Origin of the sequence: Staphylococcus hsinchuensis (assembly GCF_038789205.1) — a bacterium.
Taxonomy (GTDB): domain Bacteria; phylum Bacillota; class Bacilli; order Staphylococcales; family Staphylococcaceae; genus Staphylococcus; species Staphylococcus hsinchuensis.
The window spans coordinates 1537963-1560435 of the sequence record NZ_CP128355.1 but is presented as its reverse complement, the minus strand read 5'-3'; the positions used below and the strand labels follow the sequence as shown (position 1 = coordinate 1560435).

At 34.6% G+C, this 22473-nt stretch carries 17 protein-coding genes and 1 pseudogene; 1 reads left to right on the top strand and 17 read right to left on the bottom strand.

Annotation, left to right across the window (positions count from 1 at the left end; translation table 11 throughout):
- Positions 1 to 25: 25 nt before the first annotated feature.
- The 4 genes from QQM35_RS07760 to QQM35_RS07745 all read right to left on the bottom strand — a co-directional run bounded on the left by QQM35_RS07760 (position 26) and on the right by QQM35_RS07745 (position 4291).
- Positions 26 to 649 carry a poly-gamma-glutamate hydrolase family protein gene (locus tag QQM35_RS07760; RefSeq protein ID WP_251516608.1) on the bottom strand — a complete coding sequence of 208 codons (624 nt, stop codon included), beginning with the start codon at positions 647 to 649 and terminating at the stop codon, positions 26 to 28.
- Between the two features lie 111 nt (positions 650 to 760).
- Positions 761 to 1627 carry a 2-oxoacid:ferredoxin oxidoreductase subunit beta gene (locus tag QQM35_RS07755; RefSeq protein WP_251516605.1) on the bottom strand — a complete coding sequence of 289 codons (867 nt, stop codon included), beginning with the start codon at positions 1625 to 1627 and terminating at the stop codon, positions 761 to 763.
- Positions 1628 to 3388, bottom strand: a complete 1761-nt coding sequence (locus QQM35_RS07750) for a 2-oxoacid:acceptor oxidoreductase subunit alpha (protein WP_251516602.1) — start codon at positions 3386 to 3388, stop codon at positions 1628 to 1630.
- 111 nt (positions 3389 to 3499) lie between these two features.
- Positions 3500 to 4291: a TIGR00282 family metallophosphoesterase gene (locus QQM35_RS07745; RefSeq protein ID WP_251516600.1), complete on the bottom strand. Its 792-nt coding sequence runs from the start codon at positions 4289 to 4291 to the stop codon at positions 3500 to 3502.
- 164 nt (positions 4292 to 4455) lie between these two features.
- On the opposite strand from QQM35_RS07745, the gene QQM35_RS07740 reads away from it, so the two are divergent.
- Positions 4456 to 4671: a hypothetical protein gene (locus tag QQM35_RS07740; protein ID WP_251516598.1), complete on the top strand. Its 216-nt coding sequence runs from the start codon at positions 4456 to 4458 to the stop codon at positions 4669 to 4671.
- Positions 4672 to 4884: 213 nt separating this feature from the next.
- Here QQM35_RS07740 and rny read toward each other — a convergent pair whose 3' ends face one another.
- From rny to pnp, 13 genes and pseudogenes are all read right to left on the bottom strand, one after another.
- On the bottom strand, positions 4885 to 6444 hold the full coding sequence (gene rny / locus QQM35_RS07735; RefSeq protein ID WP_251516596.1) for a ribonuclease Y: 1560 nt from the start codon (positions 6442 to 6444) through the stop codon (positions 4885 to 4887).
- Between the two features lie 281 nt (positions 6445 to 6725).
- On the bottom strand, positions 6726 to 7772 hold the full coding sequence (gene recA / locus QQM35_RS07730) for a recombinase RecA (protein ID WP_251516594.1): 1047 nt from the start codon (positions 7770 to 7772) through the stop codon (positions 6726 to 6728).
- 171 nt (positions 7773 to 7943) lie between these two features.
- Positions 7944 to 9086: a CinA family nicotinamide mononucleotide deamidase-related protein gene (locus QQM35_RS07725; protein WP_251516592.1), complete on the bottom strand. Its 1143-nt coding sequence runs from the start codon at positions 9084 to 9086 to the stop codon at positions 7944 to 7946.
- Positions 9087 to 9385: 299 nt separating this feature from the next.
- The gene (pgsA, locus tag QQM35_RS07720; protein WP_251516586.1) at positions 9386 to 9970 is read right to left on the bottom strand and encodes a CDP-diacylglycerol--glycerol-3-phosphate 3-phosphatidyltransferase; all 585 of its coding nucleotides are present in this window, start codon (positions 9968 to 9970) and stop codon (positions 9386 to 9388) included.
- A gap of 25 nt (positions 9971 to 9995) precedes the next feature.
- Positions 9996 to 10388, bottom strand: a complete 393-nt coding sequence (locus QQM35_RS07715; RefSeq protein ID WP_251516584.1) for a helix-turn-helix domain-containing protein — start codon at positions 10386 to 10388, stop codon at positions 9996 to 9998.
- A gap of 33 nt (positions 10389 to 10421) precedes the next feature.
- A complete protein-coding gene (locus QQM35_RS07710) occupies positions 10422 to 11264 on the bottom strand; it encodes a YmfK family protein (RefSeq protein WP_251516582.1) in 843 nt (280 codons plus the stop codon).
- A 154-nt stretch (positions 11265 to 11418) separates the two neighbouring features.
- A complete protein-coding gene (gene ymfI, locus QQM35_RS07705; protein ID WP_251516578.1) occupies positions 11419 to 12123 on the bottom strand; it encodes an elongation factor P 5-aminopentanone reductase in 705 nt (234 codons plus the stop codon).
- Positions 12124 to 12126: 3 nt separating this feature from the next.
- Entirely contained in the window at positions 12127 to 13413 is a 1287-nt protein-coding gene (yfmH, locus tag QQM35_RS07700) for an EF-P 5-aminopentanol modification-associated protein YfmH (RefSeq protein WP_251516576.1), read from the bottom strand.
- On the bottom strand, positions 13406 to 14677 hold the full coding sequence (gene yfmF, locus QQM35_RS07695) for an EF-P 5-aminopentanol modification-associated protein YfmF (RefSeq protein WP_251516574.1): 1272 nt from the start codon (positions 14675 to 14677) through the stop codon (positions 13406 to 13408). Before yfmF ends, yfmH begins: the two co-directional genes overlap by 8 nt.
- A 31-nt stretch (positions 14678 to 14708) precedes the next feature.
- Positions 14709 to 15422 (bottom strand): GntR family transcriptional regulator, encoded by a 714-nt coding sequence (locus tag QQM35_RS07690; protein WP_251516572.1) that lies wholly within the window; start codon positions 15420 to 15422, stop codon positions 14709 to 14711.
- Between the two features lie 2 nt (positions 15423 to 15424).
- A pseudogene (locus QQM35_RS07685) lies at positions 15425 to 17122 on the bottom strand (DNA translocase FtsK); the annotation flags it as partial.
- 1070 nt (positions 17123 to 18192) lie between these two features.
- Positions 18193 to 19866 carry a ribonuclease J2 gene (rnjB, locus tag QQM35_RS07680; RefSeq protein ID WP_251516567.1) on the bottom strand — a complete coding sequence of 558 codons (1674 nt, stop codon included), beginning with the start codon at positions 19864 to 19866 and terminating at the stop codon, positions 18193 to 18195.
- Between the two features lie 251 nt (positions 19867 to 20117).
- Complete coding sequence (gene pnp, locus QQM35_RS07675) at positions 20118 to 22217, bottom strand: polyribonucleotide nucleotidyltransferase (protein ID WP_251516565.1); 2100 nt, start codon at positions 22215 to 22217, stop codon at positions 20118 to 20120.
- Positions 22218 to 22473 lie beyond the last annotated feature (256 nt).

Sequence of the window (22473 nt, the reverse complement as noted above, 5' to 3'; positions counted from 1 at the left end):
CTTTCTTAATATCATCATATGCATATTATCTTTCTTGTTCAATAGCTTTTATAAGTGCCTCTGCGAAATCAAACATGAAATCGTCCCAATTATCTTCATTTTCTCTATGATGTAGGCTGAACTTTTTATTTTTAAAGAAATCTTTTCTTAATTGTTCTGTTAACTCAAGTTGTACGCCTGCACCTTTTTGACAACGATTTACAAAATTTGCTTTCCCTTTACCATCAATGTGACGCGGCGCTGGCTTAACTACAACTTCAATTTCGGATAAAGTTTGCTCTATTTTTTCAATAAGTGAATCATCATTGCCACCAATATAAACTTCAGGTTGATCTCCTTTACAACCATGCAAAGAAACAGCAATGTCGTTTTGCTCAACCATTTCATTTAAAGTCGGGTCATCAAAGTGTTCAGACGTAACATGTAATTCATTATTTTTATTCTTTCTAATACCTTTAAAAGTGTAAAAGTTGTAATCTCCTTTGTCACTTACACAACGTCCTAGTTCAGTCGTCCCTCTCTCAATCGCACCACCGTGTACAGCAGTTATGAGAATAGGTTGATCTGACTTACGTACTTGAACTTCCCAGTCTACGCCTTGTTCCATTTCATCAAAGAGTTCAGTCATCGATTTAAAACGGTCTACCATTTAAAACGCTCCTTTAAAGTTTAGTAAAACAAAAAATAGTCGACACTACACAAATATTTCGTTTATATCTGTATAGTATCAACTATTTAATTAAGTTAGTAGTTTAACCGTTTATATAAATTGTTTTTTCAATTCTTCAAATTGATTTGCTTCTAACTGAATATCTTTTTTAGCTAACGGTTTGCCTTCCATTTCAGCAATTTGTGACTCAAATGAAGGGGTTTCTTTATCTTGATATACAATGCCTTTAATTAACGAATCATATTCAAGTACTTTTTGAGAAGCTACTGATTTATCTGTAACATCGTATCCTTCAATATCCTCGATATCAGTTAAATTTTCTTTAAACCAATCATACGTATTCACTTTATTGTATGTGACACATGGTGAGAATACATTCACAAATGAGAAACCATCATGGTTTATAGCTTCTTCTATCATTTTCGTAAGTGCTTTAATATCACTTGAGAAGCCTTGTGCTACAAATGTTGCTCCAGAAGATAGTGCAAGTTCTAATGGTGCGACATTTTGCTCGATATTACCTTTTGGCGTAGATTTAGTCACGAATCCTTGCGCGGAAGATGGTGAAGTTTGGCCTTTTGTAAGTCCGTATATCTGATTATCCATTACTATATACGTAATATTCATATTTCTACGTAAGGCATGTATCGTATGTCCCATACCTATTGCGTAACCGTCACCATCGCCACCTGATACAATGACATTTAAATCTCGGTTAGCCATTTTCACACCTTGAGCTAGTGGAAGTGCACGACCATGAATACCGTGCACGCCATAAGCATTCACGTAACCTGATAAACGCCCAGAGCAACCGATACCTGTAATTAATGCAACTTCTTCAGGTTCTAACCCTACATTTACTGCTGCTTTTTGAATTGCTGCTTGTACTGAGAAGTCACCACAACCAGGACACCAATTCGGTTTAACATTGTTTCTAAAATCTTTAAATGTTGCCATTTATACCAACTCCTTTAGGTCTTTGGCAATTTCTAATCCCTTTGTCTCAATTTCTTTAGGAAGGAATGGCGTACCATTATATTTCGTTTGGTTTACTAATTTATCGCCTACATTGACATTCATCTTAATTATATTTGCAAGTTGTCCTTGGTAATTGTGTTCAACGACAACCACTTTAGATGCTTTATCTATTGCTTGTTGAATTGTTTCTTTCGGGAATGGATGGATTTGTCTAATTTGTAAATGGTTCACACTTACACCTTGTTGCTCTAATCGTTGCTTACCTTCTTGAATCGCACCTTTAGTTGAGATAAATCCGAGATATAAAATATCTGCTTCGTCGTGTTGCGTATCTGCTTCTACTGGATCTTCTATGAGTAAATGCTCAGTTTTACGCATACGTTTTTCCATTTGTTGTTGTCTATTTTCTGCCGCTTCACTCGTTTTACCTTCTTCATTGTGTTCAACACCTGTTACATGGTGAATACCACCTTTTGTTCCTGGAACAGGACGTGGTGATATACCACTTTCAGTTAAAGCGTAACGTTTAAAGTATGCTTTATCTCCTTCATCTCGTTCAATTTCTGAATCGATAAGTTCACCGCGGTTGATTGAGATTTTATTATAATCTAAATCTTCAACTGTTTGTTTACCTAATGATAATTGTAAATCACTTAAAATGATTACAGGACACTGATAAATTTCAGCTAAGTTAAATGCCTCTGTTGTTAGATAAAATGCATCTTCTGCATCAGTAGGTGCCACAACAATCTTAGGTATATCACCATGTGTACCATAAATCATTTGCATTAAATCAGACTGTTCTTGCTTAGTTGGAAGTCCAGTAGATGGTCCACCTCGTTGTGTATTAACGACAACAAATGGTGTTTCAGTCATCCCCGATAATCCGATTGCTTCCATCATTAATGACAATCCTGGTCCAGCACTCGCTGTAAAGGCACGAACGCCTGCATAGTTTGATCCAATTGCCATATTAGCAGCAGCAATTTCATCTTCAGTTTGTACGACCGTACCACCAACTTTAGGTAGATTTTCAATCATATATTCCATGATTTCTGAAGCAGGTGTAATTGGGTAAGCAGCCATAAATCTAGCACCGCCTGACAATGCACCTAATCCTATCGCATCATTACCTATCATATAAAGATGAGGTTGCTTCGTCGTTGCTTCAAGTTCATAATCACCTTTGATTGTTTCTAGATGCTCAGTCATTAATTTATATCCTTCATGCAGCGCTTGTATATTCATCTCTACAACTTTTTCACCTTTTTTACTAAACATATTAGTGATGAGAGATTCAAAATCTTCAGTTTCTAAATGCATTACTGCACATGTAGCACCTATAGCAACCATGTTTTTCATTAAAGCTGTGCCGAGTTCTTTTGCGGTTGCTGTAAATGGTAAATCTATTAATTGAGCCTGACAGTCTTCTGGTTTTTCAGGCTTTGCTTTACTATCCGCGATAATAACACTATCTGATCGCATTTCATGGTGGTTAACTTCTATTGTTTCTTGATCAAATGCAATCAATATATCTAAGTCGTCACTTATTGCATGAACGGGTGTTGTAGATACTCTAATTTTATTATTGGTATGTCCGCCTTTAATTCTACTTGAAAAATGACGATAACCATATAAATAGTATCCTTTACGGTTCATTGCAGTTGCGAAGATTTCTCCTGTTGATTCGATACCTTCACCTTGTTGACCGCCCACTTTCCATGATACTTGTGATTTCATATCATCTTGCCTCCTAGTGGTAATTTCTTTTATTTTTAATGATATCAAAATAAACCACCTTTATACTATGATAAAAGTGGTACAATACTAAACTCATACTAATGGACGATACTATGTTAAAGGATGATCGTCATTAATTAAAACACGTTCAATGTGTTTTGTCTTACCGTTTTTATCAAGGTCAATAATTACACCTGATAATACACTACGACCTGTGTCAGGTACGACATGTCTTTGTGGTAAGCTCGTTAAGAATCGGTAAATCACTTCGTCACGATTAATACCTAATATACCATCATAATAACCAGTCATTCCGACATCTGTAATGTAACCTGTACGACCTGGTAAGATTCTTTCGTCCGAAGTTTGTATATGTGTATGCGTACCGACAACGGCACTCACTCTTCCATCTAAATACCAACCCATTGCATTTTTCTCAGATGTAGTTTCCGCATGAAAATCCACGAAGATGTAATCCGTTTCTTTTTGAGCTTCTTCAATTAGTGCATCCGCTTTTTTAAATGGATCATCTATATCTTGCATAAATGCACGGCCTTGTAAGTTAATAACCGCTAACTTTATATCGTTAATTTGGACAAATCTCATTCCCACTCCCGGTGCTTCTTCCGGATAATTTGCTGGACGTACCATACGTTTTGCTTCATCAATAAAATCATATATCTGACGTTGACCGTATGTATGGTTGCCCATCGTCATAAAATCTACGCCTTCGCGTAATAATTCTTTATATATTTTTTCAGTGATACCTTTACCGTGGGCAGCATTTTCAGCATTTACAATTGTAATTGTAGGTCTATGTGTTTGTTTTAATTTGGATAGATAAGTTGAAATGGCTTCTCTACCAACCTTACCTACGATATCCCCAATAAATAATATTCTCATTTATAAGTTCATCCTCTCTTACTGCTAGTTTAAAGTAAATGAGATATGAAGAAAAGTATCTTCTAAAAATATCTAAAATAAATATAAGTTTTAATCATTGTTCAAGTGGTATCAATAATAGTAGATTAAAATTTTTCTAAACCAAAACATAGGAGTTGTAATATATGTCAATTAACATTGATCCACAACATTTTGCTGATTTAGTAGTTACAGCAAATCCATCTAAAAGTGAAGACGCAGAAGATATCGCTAAAGAAAGTTTAGAACTATATATCAATGCGTACCGTTTAGCTGAAAGATATGCTAACATCGCAACTAATTGTTATGATACTGCTGAAATCATTCAAGAAGTAAAATCTGCAGACTTAGAGTTAAAATAAGTTAAATATAAATTGAATCTCATTTTTGAATAATAAGTAGATTAGAAATATATTTAAATTGAGAAAGAGGCTGGGACAAAAATAGTTGTCTCAGCTTCTTTGTTAACTAGTGGGACTACGAGATCTCTATTAGAAAATTCGATTTCTCTCCCACACCCATTTTTCATAGAATTTATGTACAAATAAAAAAGCTAGCCCGAATTGGCTAGCTGATTATTTTGCATATTCAATTGCTCTCGTCTCACGAACAACTGTCACTTTTATATGACCTGGATATTGAAGTTCATCTTCAATTTGGTCTTTGATATCTCTTGCTAAGCGATGAGATTTTAAATCGTCGATATTGTCTGGTGATACGATTACACGAATCTCTCTACCAGCTTGGATCGCAAATGCCTTTTCAACACCATCATAGCTTTCAGATAATGTTTCCAATCTTTCCAATCTTCTAATATAATTTTCTAACGTCTCTTTACGAGCACCTGGTCTAGCTGCAGATAATGCATCGGCTGCTGCAACTAATATAGAAATAATAGAAGTTGGTTCTACGTCCCCGTGATGTGAATGAATAGCGTTAATAACTATTTCTTTTTCATCATATTTCTTAGCTAATTCGACACCAATTTCAACATGGCTACCTTCGACTTCATGATCGATTGCTTTACCAACATCATGTAATAAGCCGGCTCTTTTAGCTATTGTAACGTCTTCTCCTAGTTCAGCTGCTAACATTCCACTTAGGTGAGCAACTTCAATAGAATGTTTTAAAACATTTTGTCCATAGCTTGTACGATACTGTAATCGTCCTAAAATTTTCACTAAATCTGGATGCATATTATGAACGTTAATTTCAAATGTAGCTTGTTCACCAGCATCTCTAATAATATCATCTACTTCTTTACGGGCTTTATCGACCATGTCTTCGATGCGACCCGGATGTATACGACCATCTGATACTAGATTTACTAAAGCTGTTCTAGCAATTTCTCGACGAATTGGGTCAAATCCTGAAAGTATTACTGCTTCAGGCGTATCATCTATAATTAAATCAATGCCTGTTAATGTCTCTAATGTTCTAATATTACGGCCTTCTCTTCCAATAATTCGACCTTTCATCTCATCATTCGGTAAGTTTACAACAGAAACGGTTGATTCCGTTGTATGTTCAGCTGCTAATCTTTGAACAGTAGTAGCTAATAATTCTTTCGCATTTTTATCGACCGCTTCTTTAGCTTCTCTTTCTTTTTCCTTAACAAGTACTGCAATATCTTGTGACAATTCATCTTCGACTCTTTGAAGTTGCTCTTGGGCAGCTTCTTCTTGAGTGAGACCAGAGATGCGTTCTAATTCTTGTTCATGCTTATTTATTAATGATTGAACACTACTCTCTTTTGCATCTACTTGTTGTTGTTGTTCTTCAAGTTCAGATTCTTTTTGCTCTAAAATCTCATCTTTTTTGTCTAAGAGATCAGATTTTCGATCTAGATTTTCTTCTTTTTGAAGAAGTCGGGTTTCTTGCCTTTGAAGATCACCACGTCTCTCACGAAGTTCATTTTCACTTTGTTCTTTTAAGAATTGATTTTCTTCTTTAGCTTCTAAGAGCTTTTCCTTCTTAATATTATCTGCTTCTTTTTTACCGTGAGCGATAATATCTTCGGCAGTTTGTCTTGCTTGTAATTGCTTTTGATGCAATAAATTACGGGCTATCATATACCCTACAACAACTCCGAGAATAATACCTAGCAAAACGAGTAGGAGGTTTAATAAATCCACACAAACACCCCCTTTTCTAGGATTTTTGCTCTTTATATCAAATTCAAATATGATTATATGAAGTTATATAAGAATCATACAACTACAATTGTACGGTCTTAAGTAAATAAGTGTCAAGGTTTCCATTTCAATAATTTACCTACTTATAACAACACTTAAATACAACTTCATAATTCAAAAAATAAGATTTATTCTAATATAAAAAGAGCGTATACCTTATATATACGCTCTAACTATAGAATATCATATATAACTATTATATTGGTGGTTAAACTCTAATTTTATTCATCAAAAAGTGTTTCAGGAGTACTTTCTTCTTCTGACTCTTCTACATCTCCATCAAAAATACCCAATTTCTCGCGTAATTTCTGATCGATGTCGTTTTTCACTTCTGGATTTTCTTTCAAGTAAGTTTTAACATTTTCCTTACCTTGACCCATACGGTCACCATTATATGAATACCATGCACCTGATTTATCAACAATATCGTTTTCTACACCTAAATCGATAAGCTCTCCTTCTTTAGAAATACCTTTACCATACATAATATCAACTTCTGCTACTCTGAATGGTGGAGCAACTTTGTTTTTAACTACTTTAATCTTAGTTCTATTACCAACAATATCTTGACCTTGTTTCAATTGTTCAGCACGGCGAACTTCAATACGAATAGAACTATAGAATTTCAATGCACGACCACCAGGTGTTACTTCAGGGTTACCGAACATAACGCCGACTTTTTCACGTACTTGGTTGATAAAGATTGCTGTAGTATTAGATTTAGAAATAGCTGCAGATAACTTACGTAGTGCTTGTGACATTAATCTCGCTTGTAAACCTACGTGCGTATCGCCCATTTCACCTTCAATTTCAGCCTTTGGTGTTAATGCTGCAACAGAGTCAACTACTACAATATCAACAGCGCCACTTCGAACGAACGCTTCTGCGATTTCTAAACCTTGCTCTCCGTGATCTGGTTGTGATAAGTAAAGATTATCAATGTCGACACCTAAGGCTTGAGCGTATACAGGGTCTAATGCATGCTCAGCGTCGATAAATGCTGCGATACCACCATTTTTCTGAACTTCAGCGATAGCGTGTAAGGCAACTGTCGTCTTACCAGAACTTTCTGGACCATAAATCTCAACTATACGGCCTTTAGGGTAACCACCTACGCCTAATGCGTTATCTAATGTTACTGACCCACTTGATACACTTGAAACTCTGCGACCTTTATTATCACCGAGTTTCATTACTGCACCTTTACCAAATGATTTCTCCATATTCTTTATAACTGTATCTAATGCTTTTTGACGATCGTTATCCAATGCTGGACCTCCTATACGAGAATAATCTCTGTAAAATATCTTACTCATACTATACCTTGAATTTAAACATAGTTCAAGTATTTTACGAATATTTGTTCGTTAATTTTATAGGCGAAAAGACTCAAAAGAGAACACACGTGCTATTTTTGAATTTTGTAGTCAATCATCTATTTAATTTAGCCAATTTAGTAATCTGATGAGTACATAGTTTTGTGTTCTAGATTTTTGTAATTTGTTCCTTTTTGACATTTTAAATGTTTGGATTTTAAGTTTACCCTTTTCTAAAATACCTAAATACACATTTTCGTCTTTATTTAATATGGCGATACCTATATCAGTTTTATATAAATCTTTTACAATTGTCGCTCCAACTGACAATTGTCTCTCAATCGTTGCATCATCTTGAACAAATTGTGTGTGATGCGGTAACATGCCTTGTAATTTATAATCCTCGTTAAAGTTTTGTAATCTTGAATATAACTCTCCATCAGTGACACCATCATAAATCGCAAATGATTGTTTCATTTCGTTCATAAATGCTTGTTCGATAACAATGTCATCTGAACCATAATAATATTTACCCACACGTGAAAGTATTTCTTTTTTTATAGGCTTTATTAACTTTTCACATTTCTTAACTGAAGTTGCATTTGCAGTAAGACGTAAATTAACTTCGTGAGCACCCGCTAAAGGAGCAAGCGTCGGATTCGTCTGTTCATCGATAAGATCAAGCAGCTCAGTCTCCAACTTAGATTCTCCAATACCAGCAAATCGTAATAATTCTGAATGTATTATACGTTCGTCATCCATGAGATGTGGTAACAGTTCTTCCTTTGCCATCGGTTGCATTTCTCTAGGCGGTCCAGGAAGTAAGGCAATCTTTTTATCATGATGATCTACAAGCATACCTGGTGCCATACCAACTTTATTCGTTAATACGTGTGAACCTTCTATGACAAGTGCTTGTTGACGATTATTCGCAGTCATCTCAACTTTTTGATCGTTAAAATATTGTTCGATACTTTCAAGTGCCGTTTGATCGGTAACAAGTTCACGATCTAAACATTTGGCAATTGTATGTTTCGTTAAATCATCTTTCGTTGGTCCTAATCCTCCTGTAAATATTACAGCATCATGATTATTCAGTGCATTGTTAAAGACACGTTCTAATCTTTGCGGATTATCACCTACTACAACGTGTTCAACAACACTATGCCCTATGCCGTTTAATAATTTAGATAGATATTGACCATTTGTATTTACAATTTGTCCTAGCAGTAATTCTGAACCAACAGCAATAATAGATATTTTCACTTTATGCCTCCTTACGCTTCTTATATAAATTTATAACTATAAAATTTCTACATTCCTTATTATAAAGCGAGAAGCGTATAAAAACTAAAATTTCGTTTTAACTCTATTAGTTTTTGAAATTTTATATAAAAAAAGGATGGGACAGAAATCAATTTTTAATAGAGATTTCGTAGCCCCACCTCGGCAATGATGACTAGGATTGAAAAAAGCTTGGTATATGCACATTTTCAGTTCAGACATTTATTGCCTAGTTAACAAAAGTCTGAGACATCTTTTACTGTCTCAGACTTTTTAATGAATTATTGATGTTTCGCTTTAAATACATCGCGACCTTTATAGAAATACTCAATACCAGATAAAATGGTGAAGAATACACCGATATAAAGTAAAACTTGTCCTATAGGGAAGCCAATCCAATGTGCAAACGGATCTCCGAATAAAATCCATATAATTGCAACCATTGTAACAGCTGTCTTCACTTTACCTAATTGACCTGCAGCACTCACAAAGCCTTGTTCAATTTGTAATAGACGTAAACCTGTTACTGCAAATTCACGTGCGATAATAATAATCGCAACAACTGAATTAGATAAACCAATTTCAATAAGTACAATCAGTGCACTTGAAACTAATAATTTATCCGCTAGAGGATCTAAAAATTTCCCCATATTTGTTACAAGTTGCCATTTTCTAGCTAAATAACCATCGACATAGTCACTTAGTGATGCAACTACAAAAATAATACCACTGATTAATAATTCAATTCTAATTTCGTATCCACCTAAAATCGATACTGTACCAAATCCAAAATTACATAACGCAAATAAAATAAAAAACGGAATCAAGATAACCCTAAACAGTGTTATCCAATTCGGTATATTCATACTAAATCCTCATTTCTATAATAACTTAAAACAGCAATACTGCTATAATCCACAAGATAACCGTGATAATGACAACAAAGCTCATCGTAATTGCTAACTGCCATGGTTCATTGTCTTTAGAGCGATATGTAGGTTTCTCATCTTTAGAAAAAGCTGATAGTGTTCGATCTAATTTATGATTACTATCGGGAATTTCGTCTCTATGCGAATCAATTAATTGATTCGCGTCAACATTAACCGCATTAGCATATTTTTTAATAAAGCCTTCAGCATAATTTTCGTTTGTTAAAGAAGAAAATTGATTTTGTTCAATTAAAGTTAAAGTACTGCGTTTAATCTGCGTACGTGATTCTAATTCATATAACGTCATGCCTAAGCTTTCTCTATTACTCTTTAATGTTTGACCAATCGACTTCAAGATGTAAATCCTCCTCAACACTTATCAAATATACTATTCTAATAAACCAAAACCGTCACCGAAACCATCGCCAAAGCCGTCACCACTAAAGTCCAAGTTATTTTTACTCTTGACTGTTTGTTGCTTCATCGCTTCGTATTGAATTTCTTGGTTTTCATTTTCTCTTAATTCAATAATATAGTCAAAGTCGTTCATTTCATAATCACTCGTCTCTACGAATAAATCAGGGTGTTCTACTACCTTAACAGCAGGTAAACTCATAACTTCTTTAACGAGTTCTTGGTGTTTTTGGCTTGATTCTCTTGCTGTCACAGCGCCATCGATAATGTAAACATGATCTGAATCATATTCCCCTTTGATTAATGAACTTCTCACAGTTTGCTTAATTAAAGTAGAACTGATAAATAGCCATCTTTTATGCGCACAGACGCTGCCTGCAACTATAGACTCAGTCTTACCAACACGTGGCATACCTCGAATACCTATTAACTTATGTCCTTGTTCTTTAAAGATTTCAGCCATAAAATCAACAAGTAAACCTAAATCATCACGTTCAAAACGGAATGTCTTTTTATCATCAGCATCTTGTTCAATATATCGCCCATGACGTACTGCCAAGCGATCTCTCAATTCAGGCTGACGCAACTTCGTGATAGAAATATCTTCAATTTCTTGTACGATTTTTTCAAATCTTTTAACCTTTTCTAAATTATCTGATTTGATTAATAAACCTCTACGGCCTTCATCTATACCATTTATCGTAACAATGCTAATTCCCATCATACCAAGTAAACTAGATACATCCCCTAAAAGACCAGCACGGTTGATAGAAATTTCATATTCAAGATACCATTCTTTTTTTGTTGCAACTGCCATACAGCTTACACCCCTTCGTTTATCCAATGGTTATATACTATTATAATAGACTTGTAAAAATAATACGTCTAGCATTTTTAAAAATTTAGTGTAAAAATCATTTAAAAAACAACCAAACTAACCATTCAATATAAATTAAATCAGCGTCTATCGTTTATAAATACCAAGCGCCATTTACCTTTTGAACAGTGCCCGTTATGCTTTGTGACATAGGATTACACAAATAACTACAACAATGTGCGACTTCTTCTGGTTGAATCAAACGTTGTTGCGGTAATTCTTGTATCATTTGTGCAAGTTCGTCTTCTGACCAAGCTTGCGACATTGCACCATCCACGAACCCTGGGGCAATTGCATTTACTGTAACTCGTGTCATCGCTAACTCCTGGCTTAATGCTTTTACAAAGCCTATTTGAGCAGCTTTCATAGCTGAGTATACAGATTCAAAACTCGCGCCTGTTTCACCCCAAATTGAACTGATAACTATCAACCTTCCAGTGTCACTTTGTCGCAGTATATCTACAAAATACCTACATATTCTAATTAACTGCCGAACATGAATATGATAACTTTGGTCAATCTCGTCATCAGTCATATCTTGTATCATCCCGTATAAAGCCGTTCCAGGTGAATAGATTAAACAATCCAACTGTTTTATAAAACCAAAATCATGTGCTAAATCGATTGACTTATGTAAATCACTCTGTACGAACTGAACCGGTTGTTTTTTATAAGTTTCCTTTAAATATTCAATATCAGCAGTATGGTAGTGAACAATAACTTCATAACCATCTTCTAATAACCGTTCTACAATTGCTGAGCCGATTGTACCTGAGCCACCGAGAACTAACGCTTTCATAGTTTATTTCATCTCCAGACGACTATCTACCATTTGATCTATATCTAAGCATAACTTAGCTGTTTCATTGACACTTTCCAACGTAATACTTTCTACAATTTCTAATAAATCGAAGAAACTGACCCCTTCAAAGTAAAGCTTAGTATATTGATTGGCGATATATTCAGGCGAGTTCAGTCCTGAAATAAATTCTCCTATAAATTGTTTTTTCAATAATTCAAATGCTTCTTGATCATTTAACTTGCCTTGATACTGCTTTAATTCATCTAATAACAGCGTCTTTAATTTGTCAGGCTCTTCAGTGGCACTCGTAATTAATGAAAAACTATACGATGGTTCAAGCATAAATTGATAACCAAACGTTTCATCTATGAGTTGCTGATTTAATAGGGTTTGGTAAAATTCAGTTTCTTCGCCAAACACAAGTTCAAAAAATAAAGTCATCTCTAAATCACGTTTTACAAATTGTTCAGCATGGATATCATCCATAACTTGGTTTTTAAATCCTAACATAAGACGTGGTGATTGTATCTTCATCTTTTCACTAACAAAAGACTGATTAACCTCTCGTTTTTCATTTAAAGGGTCACGCACAATCTTTGGTTGATTCGTTTTATTTCTATTATTTTCATGATCTGCAATAACATTATAAATATGCTCTGGATCAACATCGCCTACGACAAATAACACCATATTAGAAGGATGATAAAATGTTTCATAACATAAATATAAATCATCTTTCGTAATATTATATATACTTTCTTCGCTTCCAGCTATATCTACACGTATTGGGTGTGTCTCATACATTGAACGTAACGTATTAAACATTAATTTATAACCCGGTTGTTCTTGATACATTTTTATTTCTTCAGCGATGATACCTTTTTCTTTATCAACGGTTTCCTTAGTAAAGTAAGGCGTTTCCACCATCTTTAATAAACGTATGATATTACGTTCTACATGATCCGTTGCACTGAATAAATAGCTTGTGCGATCAAAACTCGTAAACGCATTCACTTGTGCGTTATCTTCAGCAAATGCTGTAAATAAATCTTCGTCTTCATTTTCAAATAATTTATGTTCTAAAAAATGAGCTACACCATCTGGTACGTTCACATACTCATCACTACCGTGTGGCTTAAAACGACTATCAAGCGAACCAAACTGCGTTGTATACGTTACGAATGTTTTTTGGAAACCAGGTTTAGGGATGATAAATACTTTCAAACCGTTATTTAATTGGTCATCATATACGTGTTCATCTATTTGTTGGTAGTAGGTTTTATTCACTTTGTTCCCCTCCTTGCGTCAAGACATATACTGTATCCAATATCGTTTGTTTGGCCACTTCCGTCACGTCTTCTTTAGTCACTTGTTGAATTTCTTTAATAATCATCGATTCCGTAAGTGGTTCATCGAGTAAAATATTATTATTTAAAATTTCGATCATACTTTTTGGACGGTCTTGGGATTCTTGGCGTTGAGAAATAATAACTTTTTTAGCTAATTCTAATTTATCTTCAGAGAATTGGCCTTGTTGTAATTTCTCAAATTCTTTAATAACCGTTTCCTTTGCAGTTTGCACTTTATCTACGGAAACGCCACTTAATACAAACATGTAACCATTTTTAGCATCAATTTGAGAGTGAATTGAATATGCTAAACTTTGTTTCTCTCTAACTTCGTTAAATAGAATTGAAGAAGGGTCTCCACCAAAAATCATATTTAACACAGCAATTGCAAAATATTGAGTATCCCCGAAAGTTGCCGGTAATTTATAACCAAAGTTAATTTTAGCTTGGTCTACTTCGTCATATTCTTCTATTTCCTGAGGTCTTTGATGTTCTTGCAATTGTGGTGCTTCAAGTGATAATGCATATGATTTAGAATTAAGATTAAAATATGTATTAACCTGTGATTTCACAGTTTGTTCATCCACATTCCCTACTACATAAACCGCACAAAAATCATCTTGCAACATAGATTGATATGTATGATATAAATTCTCAGCCGTAACGTGAGGTATGTAATCCACTTGTCCTGAAGATAAATGTCTATACGGTTGTTCACCAAACATGTATTGTAGTAAATTTAAGAACGAAATTTGTGATTTATTGTCTACAATAGATTGTAACTTTTTTGTTAGTAATGCTTTTTCTTGAGTAACGAACGTTTCATCGAAGGCTTCGTCATTAACTAACGGGTTCCAAATCATTTCTTTCAAAAGATTTAAACCTTTTTCGAATAAAGGCGTTTTATCTGTTAAGTATTTTTCGTTTACTAATTCTAATGTAAACGTAATGACATGTTTATCTTTAAATTTGGAAACATAGCTATTTACGTAAGCACCATATAATTGAGATAGCTCCTTACTAAATACTTTATCGGAAGGCCATTGTTTCGTAGCACGTATTAAAACTTTGCTTAATATCGACCTTGCCGTCATTGTTTCACTGTCCATAGGTGCCATGAATTTTAACGCTATGGTTGTAGTTTTAAATTTAGATGTAGGCATAACTTTTATATGTATATTATTCTGTGGTTCAATATTCAAATGAACTTGCCTCCCTTGACTATATGGTTATTTATAATTTCTTTCTTACCGTTTTAAATTTCACTAAACTACTTTTAAAATAATTAAATGAATAAAATATAGGTTGATTCAATTCATCATAGTGTATGATTTTTAAAAGCATTAAACCTTCATGAGGTGAAGCGTCTAATAAATCAGAAATATGCGGCTCATAACTGATTGCTTCCAATTCAGTCTCAGCAAATTTAACACGTTTCTCTGTATGTTGTTCAATCGCTTCTATTAAAGATTCGTCACTATTCTGATATTGCATACATGTTATAAAATCAGTTGGCACTTTATCTAAACAGTAAACTAATGGCATTCGGTTTGCAGTTCGAATGCGTTCTATAATCGTCACATAAGTTTTATCAGGTACATTTAATTTTTTTGCATCCAGTGAAGTGGCTGGCTTTTCGTCAAAACTAATGAACTCTGTACCTGCACGATAACCATGTTGTTCAATCATATCACTGATACTGACAAGTTCCCCTAAGGGATAGAAGAATGGGTGCTGTGATTTAACGCTCGCACCCTCTTCTAAATGATTTGATAATACCTGCTCAGTAATTAGCTCATCAATTGCATCAAACACATCGTCTGTTTTAACTTTAAGTTCACGTGCAATTGCGAGGTGGCTCGGTAGTTGCGCACCGTCTTGAAGCTCGCCTTGATTGATTTGTTGTAAAATCCATTCTTTAACTTTATAAACAGATGTAAGCTCCACAATTACACCTCCTCGTTATTTAAATCGACTAAAATTTGTCTTGGTTTACTACCTTTTTGTGGGCCAATAACTTGATTACGCTCTAAATCATCCATGAGTCTAGAAGCTCGGTTATATCCGATCCTAAACTGACGTTGTAGTAATGAAGTACTCGCTTTTTGTTTCTCAATAACGAATAAATATGCTTCATCGTATAAGCTATCTTCACTTTTCATTTCAGATTTTTCTACTGGTGCGTCAGGTTCCATTTCCTTAACGTAATTGGCTTTTTGTTGTTCAACCACGAAATCCACTACATTCTGTACTTCTTTTTCACTTAAGAATGCACCTTGGACACGTGTTCTCGTTGAACCACCATTCGCAACGTATAACATATCACCTTTACCGAGTAATTTATCAGCACCCGCACTATCTATGATTGTTCTTGAGTCAGTTTGAGAACTAACTGCAAAGGCAATTCTGGTTGGGATATTATTTTTAATCAATCCAGTTATCACGTCTACAGATGGACGTTGTGTGGCAATAATTAAATGAATACCTGCAGCACGCGCAAGTTGAGTGAGTCGTTGAATAGAATTTTCAACTTCTTTTCCAGCTACCATCATTAAATCTGCCAACTCATCGACGATAACTACAATATAAGGTAATTCTGGCTGTTTTTCATCAAGTTCTTCATTTTGACGTCTAATGATCTCATTATACCCTTCAATATTCTTAGTAGACGCATGGTGGAATAAATCATAACGACGTTCCATTTCTGCCACTATTTTTTCTAGTGCTTGTGATGCCTTATGTGGGTTTGTCACCACGGGTATCAACAGATGGGGAATACCATTATATACGTTTAACTCAACCATTTTAGGGTCAATTAACATGAGTTTGACTTCATGTGGCTTCGCATTTAATAAGATACTGGTAATAATACCATTGATACAAACAGATTTACCACTCCCTGTTGAACCAGCGACAAGTAAATGCGGCATGTTATTTAATTGTACTGTGACTGGATTTCCCGAAATATCTCTACCTAACCCAACTTCGAGTTTATTCTTAGCTGGGAACTTTTCATCTAATACTTCTTTAAGTGAAACAAGTGATATTTTGTCATTAGGTACTTCGATACCTACAGCCGAACGACCAGGAATCGGTGCTTCAATTCTTATATCTTTAGCTGCTAAAGCTAACGCAATATCGCTGTGCAAGTTAACTATTTTACTTACTTTCACACCTTGTGCAGGTTGAACTTCATACTGCGTCACAGCTGGACCAATTTTAATTTGAGTTACACGTGCATCTACACCAAAGTTCTTCAATGTTGTCTCTAACAGTTGGCCTTTTTTCTGAACTTCTGTTTTAGAGGTCGATTGTTGTTTTGTAGGTTGGTCAAGTAAATCTAATGGTGGAATCGTATACGATGCATTACCTACCTCTCCTGCACCTTGAATAGAACTATTCGAAGTATCCGATTCATTATGTTCCTCATTTTTATCAGGCTCAGCGTTGTAAGATTGTGCATGACTATTAGTATTTCCCACGTTTTCTTCACCAAAATTGCGTTTCTTACGTGTACGTTTCGCAGTTGATGAAGCTTGCGTTACATTTGAATCTTCACTATCACCGTGACCATAAATCGGTATATTAGATTGTTGTTCTTTATCTGTTATTTCAGGAAAATCTGAAACATCTTTTACATTGTCTTGTTCTTCTTGTTGTTGTTTAGCTTGTTGCTCTCTTTCAGCCTTTTTCTCTGCTCTCACCCGGGCTTTGGCATCTCTTTTCACTTTATTATGTTTACGTTTTTCTTGTAGACTTTCAGATGCATCTTGCCCTTTCGTTTTCATATTTTCAAAAAAGATTTTAGATACATCACGGTGTTTTTGTTTCATGAGTAAAATAATGCTTGAAATAAACAATAAAAGTGTCATGAAAATAACGCCTGCGATTGAAATAAGCGGAATACTTAAACTTAAAAGATAATGCCCGAGTAAACCACCACCGAAATTTGGGAAGTAAGTATCTTTGTATGAGTGATATACATGAGATAGCACCGGTTCTCTTTCGGCTTTCGCTCTATGTGTAAAGTAAAAAACGATATGGGAAACAAGTAGAAGTACTACTTGTAAAATAAATGCTCCGACCGTTCGTCGCGTTTTTGGTAAAGCTTTAAAATAAGTTAAGAATACTGTACTGATTAAGATGAGTACGTATGTTAAGTAACGACTAATCCCAAATAAATAGTTGAAGAAACTATCTACCATTGTACCTACAATGCCTAGTTGAAAAGCACCTAACACAATTAATATAAATATAATAATTGCGACTATATATCTAATTGGGCTATCTTTTTGGTTTTTCTTTCGATTTGTCGTCTTTTTCTTTCTAGTTGGTGTTTTTCTTTTGGTGTTCGTTCTTTTTTTAGTTTGGGCCACATCTTGCACCTTCTTTTCAAATATAATTTCTTTGTATTGTAAGTATGTTTAACTAAAAAATAGTACGTTTCAATTTTTTATTCTATTGTCTTCGTTATATGTATCGTTCACCATTTTATTGCAACGACTTTATAACAATTATCATATCATATTGAACAAGTTAAAATGTTTAAAATTTAAGTTTCTATGTAAGTGCTATATGCTTATCATAATATCATAAAAGAGGTAAAGACAATGGGCGCTTTTAAATATAAGTTTAGTAGATTAATGCAGGTTCATCATCTACTATCATATATTTACCTAAGCGTTTGCCTTAACCTCTTTGTTTATTAATTATTGATTTAAATTTCAGAAATAACTGGAATAATCATTGGTCGACGTTTTGTGTTTTCAAATAGTAATTTACTAATTTGATCACGCATATTTTGTTTTATTTCTGACCATTCAATTCTTTTCTCTTGCAGTCCTTCTTCAACAATTTCTCGTACTTTTTCTTCAGCTTCGTTTAACAACTCTTCGCTTTCACGAACATATACGAAACCTCTTGATTGAATTTCAGGGCCTGCACAAATGCGTCTGTTTTTCGGATCTAACGTTACAACAGCGATAAATATACCATCTTCTGCTAATAAATGACGGTCTCTTAATACGATGTTGCCTACGTCTCCAACGCCGATACCATCAATGAGTACGTTACCTGAATTAACCTTTTCGTTTAAAATCATTTCCTCGCCGTTATAATTAACTACATCGCCTTTTTCAACTAAGAATATTTTCTCAGGTGAAACGCCAGCTTCATTTGCGAGTTTCGCATGAGCGATTTGCATCTTGAACTCACCATTAACTGGAATGAAATATTCAGGTTTCATCATATTAATCATCATTTTTAATTCTTCCATGCATCCATGACTAGATGCGTGGATTTTCTTATTATTTGGAATGATTTCAGCGCCAGCACGCACTAATTCATTTAGTGTATTACCAACGATTACTTCCATATTTGCTGAAGCTGTAATCGCTAAAAATACTGAATCTCCTGGTTCAATGTTCATAATTTTATGTTTTTGTTGAGCCATTTGATTTAATGCTTCAACCGGTTCACCTTGCATACCCGTTGCAATGATAATCACTTCATTTTTAGGATAATTTTCAACCTCATTAATTGGAATTAATAAATCTTTAGGTATATCAAAGTATCCCATTTTACGAGCAATGTTAAACGAACTTTCTAATGAACGACCAAGGAATGATACCTTTCTATTCAATTTGCTCGCTAAATTTAACACTTGTTGGATGCGTATAAAGTTTGATGCGTAGCAAGATACTATTAATCTTCCCTTAACTTTTGTAAATGCATCATGCATATGTGACTCGATAACATTTTCAGGTGTGTTATAGCCAGGTTTCTCTGCCTCTGTAGAATCACTGATTAATGCAAATACACCATCTTCACCAATTTCAGTCATTTTCTTCAAATCCGGTGCATAATGCCCATGTAAACTTTGATCAAATTTGAATTCACCAGTATAAACAATGGCACCATATGAAGTATGAATACAAACACCTAAACTGTCAGGGATACTATGTGTCGTATTAAAGAATGTCACATTTACACCTTTAAAACGCATAATTGACTCATTATTAACTGTATAATATCTAATCTTTTTGTTGATATTACGTGCCTTCATATTCTCTTTGATTAAGCCAATCGTTAGCTTTGAACCATATACAGGTGCATCTACCTGTTCTAACACGTAAGAAACCGCACCAATTGCATGTTCGTGCCCATGTGTTAGGAAAATTCCTTTTAATTTTTCTTTATTATCGATGACATACTGAATGTCAGGTATTACGATGTCTACACCTAGCATTTCGTCTTCGGGAAACATCAAACCTGCATCTAACATAAACATTTCATCGTCTACTTCAACGATATACATATTCTTCGCAATTTCTCCTACTCCGCCTAGAGGGATGATGCGAATATTTTTAATCTTTTTCTTTATTAAACTCAAAATGTTACCTCCTATGTAAAATCCCCGTCCGTAATAAACTCATATTTCATTATAAGTTAAAATATGCCTTATGTACACTATTAAAGTAATAGCTATCAACTTCGTAAAATTATTAATATGGCCCTTATTTTTCAAAAGATTGCCAGGGCTTTTTTTATACCGCATTAATAAAATGAGCTATTCGCAATGTTTAGTATTTAAACACTGCGAATAGCTTAAAAATAATTATTAAATTTACTTATATAAAGACATTAATCATTTAAAAGCACTTTATGAGATGCGTTCACGCGACCTTGTTTATCGATTTCAGTCACTTTCACTTTAAATGTGTCGCCTACTTTTAATACATCTTCTACTTTATCAATGCGCTCTTTAGCAATTTGTGAAATGTGTACTAAAGCATCTTTACCTGGGAATAATTCGACAAAAGCACCATATTTTTCGATACGTTTGACTTTCCCATCGTACACTTGACCTACTTCCGCTTCACGCGTGATATCTTCGATAATCTTACGCGCAGCTTCTATTGCTTCTTTATCTACAGCACCGATAATAATCGTACCATCTTGTTCAATGTCTAATTTAACGCCAGTTTCATCGATGATTTCATTAATTTTCTTACCACCAGGTCCAATAACGTCACGAATTTTATCCGGTTTAATTGTCATCTTTTCTACTTTAGGTGCATACATACTTAGTTCAGTACGTGGTGTATCTATCGTTTGCATCATATGATTTAAAATCGTCATACGGCCTTCACGTGCTTGATCTAAGGCTTCTTGAATAATCTCTTTCGTTAAGCCATCAATTTTAATATCCATTTGAATCGCTGTGATACCTTTAGAAGTACCTGCAACTTTAAAGTCCATATCTCCTAAAGCATCTTCCATACCTTGAATATCTGTTAATATTGTATAACTATCATCACGTGTCACGAGACCCATCGCAATACCAGCTACAGGTGCTTTAATAGGAACACCAGCGTCCATTAATGCTAAAGTAGATCCACAAATTGATGCTTGTGATGAGGAACCGTTTGATTCTAATACTTCACTTACAACTCTCACAGTATAAGGGAATTCAGTAACATCAGGTATAATATGTCGTAGTGCACGTTCACCTAATGCACCGTGTCCAATTTCTCTACGACCTGGTGAACGAACAGGACCTGTTTCACCAACTGAGTAATTTGGGAAGTTGTAATGGTGCATGAAACGTTTTTGTTCTTCTTCACCAAGTCCATCTAAGATTTGATATTCACTCATTGAACCTAAAGTTACAACAGATAACGCTTGAGTTTGTCCTCTTGTAAACAATCCTGAACCGTGCGCTCTTGGTAATAAGCCTACTTCAGTATCTAGTGGTCTAATTTCATCTGTTTTACGTCCATCTGGTCTGATTTTTTCTTCAGCAATTAATCTTCTTACTTCTTCTTTAACAAGGTCATTTAATATGCTATGCACTTCTTCGATTAAAGATTCATTCTCTTCGTCTTCTTCATCTACGAATTCGGCAACGACTTTATCTTTAAGGTTATCGATATTGTCATCGCGTTGTTGTTTATCAAATGTAAGCACCGCTTCTTTTAATCCATAAGATTCAGTAAGTGATTGTACTTTTTCAAACAACGTTTCATCTTGTTCTTCTGGAATGAATTCTTTCTTCTCTGGTTGAAGATTATCAATGATTTCTTCTTGGAATGCCACTAAGCGTTGAATTTCACTATGTCCAAAGAAGATTGCATCTAACATTTCTTCTTCTGTAATTTCACTTGCGCCAGCCTCTACCATGTTGACAGCATCTTTATGACCCGCAACTTCTAAATCTAGTAATGAAACTTCTTTTTGTTCAACAGTTGGATTAATGATATATTCACCATCAATATATCCAACATTTACACCAGCGATTGGGCCTTGGAATGGAATGTCTGAAACACTTAATGCCATAGATGAGCCAATCATTGCTGCCATTTCTGGTGAACAATCTGGATCTGCACTTAATACAGTATTCATTATTTGAACATCATAACGATAGCCATTTGGGAATAACGGTCTTATCGGTCTGTCAATGAGACGAGCAGTTAAGGTCGCTTCATCACTTGGGCGTCCCTCACGCTTTTTAAAACCACCTGGTATTTTACCTGCAGCGTACATTTTTTCTTCGTAGTTTACCATTAATGGGAAGAAATCACCTTCACGTGGTTCCTTAGAAGCAACTGCCGTAGATAATACGACTGTATCACCATATCGAACGAGAACTGCACCATTTGCTTGTTTAGCTAATTGACCAGTTTCGATTGTTAATGATCTATTCGCCCATTCGGTTTTGAATACTTTTTTCTCTTGAGACATTGCGAATCTCCTCTCATATATCTAATACATCTATCATATCATTTATTACTTTATTTTTATAATGGAACTTATTATTTTTGGTCACAATTTGATTATATTAAAATGTAGAGTGCATAACTGTATAACTCGTGAATAAATGTAGGTTTTCTCTACATTTCGAATTCAAATTTAAACGTATTTTGAATATTGATACAACTAACTCTTCAATACATTTTTCAGTTCATTATGTATATTATAACTAACAACTTTTTATCGT